Genomic DNA, 5,906 nt, shown 5'->3' on the forward strand with positions numbered 1-5,906 from the left:
GCGTGGTGCGAGCGTTCTTGTGCAGCGCGATCATCATGAGAAGGCTCCCGGGGCGAGGATTGAACGACCCAGCAGATCATCTACCAACTGGCGCATCGCCTCTCTCGCTGCCAGCAACGGATATCTCCTGGGGTCTATGCAATCATCCGGGATGCGACACCTAAATCGGGCACTTTTGGGGTCGTTGCTTGGGCACGCCCGAAAGACTGTCAGCCTCTGGCTTTTTTGCGCCGCGGGGCGGGCTGGCGCGCCGCCACAGCCGCCTGCAGCGCCAGCCGGGCCCATGGCGCCATCAGCGCGGGCGACTCCAGTGCCTCGTCCGGGGGCGTGTGGTAGTGCAGGCTCAAGGTTTTGCCGCGGGCCTCGTACTCGAAGGGGTGGGACCCCTCGGCCAGGAAACGCGGCGCGGTCTCCGCATTCGTCTTGAGGAACAGGGTGTCCCACGCGATGATGGCCACGTTCATGCCGTCCACCGACAGGCCATAGCCGCCGAACATGCGCTGGGCTTTCACCGGGCCGAGACACGACAACATCTCGCAGGCGTGCAGCACGAACGGGTCGGTGATGGGGCGGGTTGCCATGCAGCATCGTAAACAGCTAAGGCTGACCCAGCCAGCCGGCGCGAAGTGCCCGCGTCCAGTGGCGCGGTGGAACCGGCTTCGCCGGGCCACACGCGCCGCCCCCTTGAGGGGGCGCGCGCAGCGCGGCGGGGGTGGGAGAATCCAGCATGGCCCGACCCAAATCCGCCTCCCACGACCTCAAGCGCGAAGAGATCCTCGACGTCGCCGCCCAGTGTTTCGCGCAACTGAGCTTCCCCGCGGCGAGCATGAACCACATCGCCACCGCCTGCGGCACCAGCAAGGCCAGGCTCTACCACTACTACGAGAGCAAGGAAGCGATCCTGTTCGACCTGCTGGACCGCTACACCCAGCGCCTGCTGGCGCTGATCGGCGAGTCCGAAGCCCATGCCCAGCGCCAGAACCTGAGCGAGCGCGAAGCGCTGCACGCCTTGGTGCGGGCCTTCCTGGCCGAGTACGAAACCTCGGCCACGCGCCACGTGGCGCTGGTGTCGGACACCAAGTTTCTGGGCGACACGCAGCGGGAACTCATCTTGAACCGCCAGCGCGATGTGGTGGCTGCCTTCACCCGCTTCATCAAACGGGCTTACCCGGATCGCGTGACCCCCGCCAACCAGACCGCGCTGACCATGATGCTGTTCGGCATGATCAACTGGACCTTCACCTGGCTGCGCCCTGACGGTCCCATGAGCTACGCCGGTTTTGCCGACGAGGTGGTGACCATGCTGGAAAACGGCCTGGGTGCCTGACGGTCTGGTGATTTACTTATGCGAAATTGATTTCGTTTAGGTAAAATTCAAAACCATGGCCGATCCGTGCCGCAGCCCCCCACAGGAGACCACCCCATGAGCAAAGCCTTCGCCTCCCAGGCCGATCTTCAGGACAAGAAAATCACGTTTGAACAGCTGAGTCCGCACTGCTGGGCCTACACCGCCGAAGGCGACCCGAACTCGGGTGTGATCATCGGTGACGACTTCATCATGGTCAGCGATGCCACAGCCACCCCGGCCATGGCACGCGACCTGATCGCCAAGATCCGTACCGTCAGCGACAAGCCCATCAAGTACGTGCTGCTCACCCACTACCACGCGGTGCGCGTGCTGGGCGCCAGCGCCTACTTCGCCGAAGGCGCGACCGAGATCATCGCCAGCCAGGGCACGCTGGAGCTGATCCGCGAGCGCGGCGCGCAGGACATGAAAAGCGAGATGGAGCGCTTCCCGCGCCTGTTCCGCGGTGCCGAATCCGTCCCCGGCCTGACCTGGCCGAGCATGGTCATCGGTGGCGGTGACGCGGTCAAAGGCGAGCAGCCCGGCAAGCTGTCCATCAACCTGGGTGGTGTCGTGGTGCAGATCTGGAGCCCCGGCCATGGCCACACCCGTGGCGACACCATCGCCTGGGTGGAAGAGGAAAAAGTGCTGTTCAGCGGCGACCTGGTCGAGTACGAGGCCGGCGTTTACACCGGCGACGCCCAGCTCGAAGAATGGCCCGCCACGCTGGAAGCGCTGCGCGCGCTCAACGCCGAGTTCATCGTGCCCGGCCGCGGTGAAGCGATGAAGGGCAACGCCAACGTCAACAAGGCGCTGGACTACACGAAGCGCTGGGTGACCACGCTGTTCCAGGCCGGCAAGGAAGCCGCCGCCGCGGGCATGGACCTCAAGGCCGCCATGGCCCACACCCGCAAGAGCATGGACCCGATCTTTGGTCACGTGTTCATCTACGAACACTGCCTGCCGTTCGACGTGACCCGCGCCTACGACGAGGCCAGCGGCATCAAGAATCCCCGCATCTGGACCGCCGAGCGCGACATGGAGATGTGGAAGGCGCTGCAGGGCTGAATGGCCATTTCGCAGACAACAAAAAACCCGCAGAGGCGGGTTTTTTGTTGTGTCGGTTCGGTTCGGGTTTCAGCACCCTGGATGCCTGGGCACTTCTCAGGGCTGTGCGATGGGCGAGGCACGCAGCGCCAGCACGATGGACTGGTTCTGAGCCAGAGCCCCCAGCGTGGCATTGAAGTACCCGGAGTACCCGCCATCGATGGTGGGGACCTGCGGCGTCCCGATGGCGCTGAAGTAGATGATCGCCCCGTCCGTCAGGGCTGGCAGTTGCACGGGGACGGGGGCTCCCAGGCCTGATGGCACCTGGAACGACGTCACCCACGCACCATCTGCATCCACAACACCAATGCTGATCTCGCAGGTCGCCAGTGCGACTGTGGAGCCCGTGAGATCCGTTCCGTCGGGGTTGCAGCTCACCAGGATGGTCTTGCCCGTGGTCACCACACTGGGGGTCAGCGCGATGGACACCGTCCCGGTCAGGTTCGACGTGGCGGTGCCGTTGTAGCGGGTCCATGTGCCGTCGCCGTTGTCGGTGAAGCCGGTCAAGGCCGTCCAGTTCAGGGGCCCGAGGGTGTCCAGCAGCGTGACGATGGTGGCCCCGGTTTCCGGGATGTAGCGCACCAGCGTGGTCGTGCTGCCGTTCACCAGCGTGGTCGTCATCTGCACGGTACACGCCATGGCCATGTTGCCCGGTGCGACGCACTGCACAAAGTTGCTGGTGGTCGGGGGCTGGATACGGATCACCACGTTGCCGGTGTTCGCGGAATCGGCCCTACCCTTCAGACCGTCCGGGGTGGTCGCTTCCCAGTGGATGGTGGTGTTGGCCGGCATGTTGGCCACCGGGCTGACGGCGGCGGACAGGCTCGTGTTCCAGACGCGGTCGTAGCCGCCGGCGTAATGGATCGTGGCGACCACGTTGCAGGCCACCAGCGCACCGCTGGCATCGACGCAACTCACGGTCAGGGTGGGCGTGGTGGGGGGCGCACTGGCGCTACCGCTGGCGCCGCTGCCGGAGCCACCGACGACGGGCTGGGCCATGTAGTCCCAGTTCCAGGTGGAAAAGTGCTGCACCGTGGCCACCACGGCCAGGCCGTTCGCGGTGGTCACCACCGTGCCCGAGCCGTCTCCGACCCACAGGCCGCGGGTTTCGTCGAAGTGCCACAGCGGGATGGTGCTGCCGGCCGCGATGGCGTTGTCGCCAATGCTGGTGACGCCTGCGGGCAAGTCCATCTGGATGACGGCCGACTGGCCGGCGGCCAGCTGCAGCGGATGGCCGGCAGCGTCGAAGAAGTCCACCGTCATCATGCCGGCGCTGATCAGGTCCACCAGCTGGCCGGTGCTGTCGAGCGCCCGGCCGTTGCCGGGCATGGCTTGCAGGTCGATGCCGGCGATGTCCCAGGGGGTCAGCCTGAGCGTGGCCGGGCCGGTCGCCGGCGCGCCGGTGGTGGGGTTGACCAAGGCGTTGGCGGGCAGTGTGACGCTGGCGCCAAGGTGGTTGGCCCTGATGGTCTGGGCAGTGGCGATGTCGGCAATGCTCAGTTTGTCTTTCACGGGCAGCAGCAGCACCAGCACCTGTTGCGGTGTGGTGGCTGCGGCCACGGTGGCGCGCACCACCTGCGTGATGTAGCCGGCCTTGCTGACCGTGACCACCTGGTCAGCGCCCACCGGTACGGCCGCCAGCGAGGCCAGTCCATGGGCGTCCGACGTGGTGGTGGACGATCCCGCCCGCACGGTGGCGCCCGACAGCGAGGCCCCGCCAGCGATTTGCACCATCACCTGGACCGGTGCGGTGGCCGTGGCCGCCTGCACCACCACCGCGTGGGACACCGTGCCCGTCTGTCCCGCCTTGTCCTTCACGCTGAGTTTGACGGGGTAGGTGCCTGCTGCTGCGAAGGTGTGCTGGACCACCTGCCCGCTGGCGGTGGCGCCGTCACCGAAATCCCAGCTGTAGGACACGGCCACATTGCCCTTGTGGGTGTTGTAGATCGTGGTCTCGGAGGCGTCGAAGGTCGCCGCGGCCCCGGCGATGACCGGCGTGGGCGAAACGGTGAATTCGGCCGATGGCTTGCAGGCCACCATCAGCATGGACAGGCAGCTGATGAGCAGCAGCCGCCAGAAACTTCCCTTGTTCATTGAAATCCTCGGTTGGGTTTTTGCGAGATCGCGCCTCACCGGACCGTCCTCTCGGCTGCGGTGGGCGGTCACATTGTAAGTACATGGTGTTACATGTCGGGTGGTGGCGGCCTTGAAAACGATCCGTGTGCGATCGGACACAACGCCACCCGTTTGGTGCGACCCCTGCGCCACACACCATGCGCGTCCACGCCCCTTTGCTACGATGGCCCGCACCCTTTACCCACCCGAGACCCGATGACGACGCACGCGCTGCTGGGCCCTCTGTCTGCCATCGACGGTGCCATCGTCGCCGTCTTCGCCACCGTCTACCTGGGCATGTTCCTGGGTGGGCTGCCGCGCCTGAAGCTCGACCGCTCCGGCGTCGCTCTGCTGGGCGCCATCGCGGTGATCGCGCTGACCGGCATGCCGCTGGAAGAAGCCGCCCGTGCGGTGGACCTGCCCACCATCGTGCTGCTGTTCGCCTTCATTGTGGTGTCGGCGCAGATGCGGCTGGGCGGCTTCTACACCGAGGTCACGCGCCGCGTCGGCGCGCTGCCGCTCTCGCGCGCCGGCCTGCTGGCGGCGCTGATCGCCATGGCGGGCGGGCTATCGGCCATCTTCTCCAACGACATCATCTGCCTGGCCATGACGCCGGTGGTGGCACGGCTGTGCCTGCAACGCGGGCTCAACCCGATTCCGTTCCTGATCGGGCTGGCCTGTGCGGCCAACATCGGCTCGGCCGCCACGCTGATCGGTAACCCGCAGAACATGCTGATCGGCTCGGTGCTGCAGCTGCACTTTGGCGACTACCTGCGCGCCGCCGCGGTGCCGGTGGCCATCAGCCTGGCGCTGCTCTGGGCCTGGCTGGCTTATGGGCCCGGTGCCCGGGCCGGCGCGCCCGAGCTGCGGCGACCGGTGGGCGTTCAGATGCAGACGGCGGATGAGCCGTTCGACCGCTGGCAGACCGCCAAGGGCCTGACCGTGGCCACCGCGCTGATGGGGGTGTTCCTGTTCACCGACTGGAACCGCGACGTGGCCGCCCTGGTGGGGGCGGCGGTGCTGCTGCTCTCGCGCCGCTTCCATTCGGCCGACGTGATGGGCTTCGTGGACTGGCAATTGCTGCTGCTCTTCATCGGCCTGTTCGTGGTCAACCACGCGTTCGGGCAGACCGGGCTGGCCGGCGAGGCCGTGGCCTGGCTGGCCGCGCAAGGCGTGCACCTGACCGACCCGGGCGCCCTGCTGGTGCTGGGCACGGTGCTGAGCAACCTGGTGTCGAACGTGCCGGCGGTCATGCTGCTGCTGCCGCACCTGGGCGCCGACCCCCAGCAGGCTGGCGTGTTGCTCGCGCTGGTGAGCACCTTCGCCGGCAACCTGCTGC

The 5,906-nt window shown here is 66.7% G+C and carries 5 protein-coding genes; 3 read left to right on the forward strand and 2 right to left on the reverse strand.

What is annotated here, in order from left to right:
• Positions 1–209 precede the first annotated feature (209 nt).
• Positions 210–581 carry a TfoX/Sxy family protein gene (locus tag ACR2JA_RS07590; protein ID WP_434008489.1) on the reverse strand — a complete coding sequence of 124 codons (372 nt, stop codon included), beginning with the start codon at positions 579–581 and terminating at the stop codon, positions 210–212.
• A gap of 146 nt (positions 582–727) precedes the next feature.
• Here ACR2JA_RS07590 and ACR2JA_RS07595 point away from each other — a divergent pair, with 146 nt between their 5' ends.
• Complete coding sequence (locus ACR2JA_RS07595; protein ID WP_434008490.1) at positions 728–1,327, forward strand: TetR/AcrR family transcriptional regulator; 600 nt, start codon at positions 728–730, stop codon at positions 1,325–1,327.
• A gap of 96 nt (positions 1,328–1,423) precedes the next feature.
• Positions 1,424–2,413 carry an MBL fold metallo-hydrolase gene (locus ACR2JA_RS07600; RefSeq protein WP_434008491.1) on the forward strand — a complete coding sequence of 330 codons (990 nt, stop codon included), beginning with the start codon at positions 1,424–1,426 and terminating at the stop codon, positions 2,411–2,413.
• Positions 2,414–2,509: 96 nt separating this feature from the next.
• Here the strand turns inward: ACR2JA_RS07600 and ACR2JA_RS07605 are convergent, their stop codons facing one another.
• Positions 2,510–4,546 (reverse strand): PKD domain-containing protein, encoded by a 2,037-nt coding sequence (locus ACR2JA_RS07605; RefSeq protein ID WP_434008492.1) that lies wholly within the window; start codon positions 4,544–4,546, stop codon positions 2,510–2,512.
• 237 nt (positions 4,547–4,783) lie between these two features.
• On the opposite strand from ACR2JA_RS07605, the gene ACR2JA_RS07610 reads away from it, so the two are divergent.
• Positions 4,784–5,906: SLC13 family permease (locus tag ACR2JA_RS07610; protein WP_434008493.1), on the forward strand; the 1,123-nt coding region annotated here is incomplete at its 3' end.

The sequence above is a fragment of the Hydrogenophaga sp. genome, from assembly GCF_051007235.1.
Taxonomy (GTDB): domain Bacteria; phylum Pseudomonadota; class Gammaproteobacteria; order Burkholderiales; family Burkholderiaceae_C; genus Hydrogenophaga.